Raw genomic sequence first — 2,965 nt, forward strand, 5'->3', positions numbered from 1 at the left:
GTACCGCATGGGCTTCGCAGTGACGCGCCCGCAGGCGCGCCAGCTGGTGTCGCACAAGGGCGTTCTGGTTAACGGCAAGGCCGTCAACCTGCCGTCCTACCAGGTCAAGGCCGGCGACAACATCGCGTTGACCGAGCGTGCCCAAAAGCACCTCAACGTCCAGGAAGCCGTGAACCTCTCCCAGCAGATGGACCTCGTCCCGAGCTGGTGCGAAGTCGACGCCAAGAAGTTTGCCGGCGTTTTCAAGGCCATCCCGGATCGTGCGGACCTGCCCTCGGACATCAATGAAGCGCTGATCGTCGAGCTGTACTCGAAGTAATCCCTCCAGGAGACACCTTGACCATGACGGTTACCGCCACCCAGGTGCTGCGCCCCCGCGGCCCGCACATCGAACGCCTCGGTTCCAACCGCGCCAAGGTGGTCATCGAGCCGCTCGAGCGCGGCTACGGCCACACGCTGGGCAATGCCCTGCGTCGCGTCCTGCTGTCCTCGATCCCCGGCTTCGCGATCACCGAAGTCGAAATCGACGGCGTGCTCCACGAGTACACCACCGTCGAAGGGCTGCAGGAGGACGTGCTTGAAGTCCTGCTCAACCTCAAGGACGTGGCCATCCGCATGCACAACGTGGACCACACCACGCTGTCGCTGCAGAAGAAGGGCCCGGGCGTCGTCACCGCCGGCGACATCAAGACCGACCACAACGTCGAGATCATCAATCCCGACCACGTGATCTGCACCCTCACCAAGGACACGGCGCTGAACATGCGCCTGAAGATCGAGCGCGGTTTCGGCTACCAGCCGGCCGCCGATCGCCGCCGCCCGGACGAAGAGTCCCGTGCGATCGGTCGCCTGGTGCTGGACGCCACGTTCTCGCCGGTCCGCCGCGTCGCCTACGCCGTCGAGGCTGCCCGCGTCGAACAGCGTACCGACCTTGACAAGCTGGTCCTTGAGATCGAGACCAACGGCACGATCGACGCCGAGGACGCCATCCGCACGGCCGCCGATATCCTCACCGACCAGCTGTCGGTGTTCGGCGACTTCACCCAGCGCGAGCGTGGTCCGGCCAAGGCCTCGACCACGGGCGTGGATCCGGTGCTGCTGCGCCCGATCGACGACCTCGAGCTGACCGTGCGTTCGGCCAACTGCCTCAAGGCCGAGAACATCTACTACATCGGCGACCTGATCCAGCGCACCGAGGTCGAGCTGCTCAAGACCCCGAACCTGGGCAAGAAGTCGCTCACCGAGATCAAGGAAGTGCTGGCCCAGCGCGGCCTTTCCCTCGGCATGAAGCTGGAGAACTGGCCGCCGGCCGGCCTGCAGCAGGGCATGCTGGGCTGAGGCCCGGAATTCACTTAAGGAAACACGACCATGCGCCACCAGAAATCCGGCCGCAAGTTCAGCCGCACCAGTGCCCATCGCGAAGCGATGTTCAGCAACATGGCTGCGTCCCTGATCAAGCACGAACTGATCCGTACCACCCTGCCCAAGGCCAAGGAATTGCGCCGGGTCGCCGAGCCGCTGATCACCATCGGCAAGATCGACGGCGTCGCCAACCGCCGCCTGGCCATGTCGCGCCTGCGTGACAAGGAAGCGGTGGGCAAGCTGTTCGTCGAACTCGGCCCGCGTTACCAGGCCCGCCCCGGCGGTTACCTGCGCATCCTCAAGTGCGGCTTCCGTCCGGGCGACAACGCCCCGATGGCCTATGTCGAACTGGTGGACCGCCCGCAGGCCGACGCCGAAGCCGCCGAATAAACCCGGCGCGCTGCAAGACCCCCAGGACCCCGGCCCCGGCCGGGGTCCTGTGTTTTGTGCCCCCGCAAAGCCCGCCGCGCTGAACTTCGCGCCGCCGGCGCGGTCGGTTAGGCTGTCCCCCTTGCCATCAAGTCGCCGCCGATGACCGCCAATCCCTTCGCCTGGTCCTTCCGGGCCCAGTTCCTGACCGGTTTCGCGCTGTGCGCGGCGCTGCTGGCCTACGCCCTGTACGTGCAGTTCGGCATGCTGATGATGCCGTGCCCGCTGTGCATCCTTCAGCGCATCGCGTTCGCGGCGCTGGGCATCGTTTTCCTGGTCGGAGGCCTGCACGCGCCCAAGGGCCGGGTCGGGCGGGCTGTCTACGGCCTGCTTGCCTTCATTCCCGCTGCTGCCGGCGCCGGCGTCGCTGCCCGCCACGTCTGGCTGCAGTCGCTGCCGCCCAGCGAGGTGCCGCTGTGCACCTCCATGGGCCTGGACTACATGATCGAGGCCATGGGCCCGATGAGCGCCCTGGCCAAGGTGCTGGAAGGCTCCGGCGAATGCGCCAAGGTGGACTGGACCTTCCTGGGCCTGTCGATGCCGGCCTGGACCCTGGCCTGGTTCGTGGGCCTGGCCCTGGGCGTGCTTTGGGCGGGCTTCCGCCGGCGCTGAGCCCCGTACAGACCGCCTGGAAAGTTCGCGTGGCCTGCACGAGGCGCCGCGACCCCTGTGGCATGATGTTTCGCAACACTACCCACCGATGGATTCCCTGGAAAACCGATGAGCGCCCCCGACCGCAGCCTGCAAACCGTCTCCGTCCCGTCCGACTGGACGCCGGCCGGCTGGCGCGCGCGGCCGGCAGCGCAGCAGCCGCGGTATCCGGATGAAGCCGCGCTGGCCGAAGTGGTGGGCGAGCTCAGCCGCCTGCCGCCACTGGTCACGTCCTGGGAAATCCTTTCGCTGAAGAAGCAGCTGGCCGAGGCCCAGGAAGGAAAGCGCTTCCTGCTGCAGGGCGGTGACTGCGCCGAGTCTTTCGCCGACTGCGAATCGGCCCTGGTCTCGAACCGCCTGAAGGTTCTTCTGCAAATGAGCCTGGTGCTGGTGCACGGGCTGCGCCTGCCGGTGGTGCGCGTGGGTCGTTTCGCCGGCCAGTACGCCAAGCCGCGTTCGGCCGACATGGAAGAGCGCGACGGCGTTTCCCTGCCCAGCTACCGCGGCGATTTCATCAACCAGC

General features: G+C 66.9%; 5 protein-coding genes. All 5 read left to right on the plus strand.

Translation table 11 applies throughout. The features are described 5' to 3' along the window. A partial coding sequence (gene rpsD, locus AACZ35_RS13655) for a 30S ribosomal protein S4 (RefSeq protein ID WP_339830216.1) occupies positions 1-319 on the plus strand: 319 nt, incomplete at its 5' end. Between the two features lie 23 nt (positions 320-342). Next, entirely contained in the window at positions 343-1,338 is a 996-nt protein-coding gene (gene rpoA, locus AACZ35_RS13660) for a DNA-directed RNA polymerase subunit alpha (RefSeq protein WP_188662872.1), read from the plus strand. A gap of 30 nt (positions 1,339-1,368) precedes the next feature. Further along, the gene (rplQ, locus tag AACZ35_RS13665) at positions 1,369-1,752 is read left to right on the plus strand and encodes a 50S ribosomal protein L17 (protein ID WP_188662869.1); all 384 of its coding nucleotides are present in this window, start codon (positions 1,369-1,371) and stop codon (positions 1,750-1,752) included. Positions 1,753-1,893: 141 nt separating this feature from the next. Beyond that, positions 1,894-2,403: a disulfide bond formation protein B gene (locus tag AACZ35_RS13670; RefSeq protein ID WP_339830219.1), complete on the plus strand. Its 510-nt coding sequence runs from the start codon at positions 1,894-1,896 to the stop codon at positions 2,401-2,403. A 108-nt stretch (positions 2,404-2,511) separates the two neighbouring features. Next, positions 2,512-2,965: 3-deoxy-7-phosphoheptulonate synthase (locus AACZ35_RS13675; protein ID WP_339830221.1), on the plus strand; the 454-nt coding region annotated here is incomplete at its 3' end.

Source organism: uncultured Arenimonas sp. (assembly GCF_963976025.1).
Lineage (GTDB): Bacteria > Pseudomonadota > Gammaproteobacteria > Xanthomonadales > Xanthomonadaceae > Arenimonas.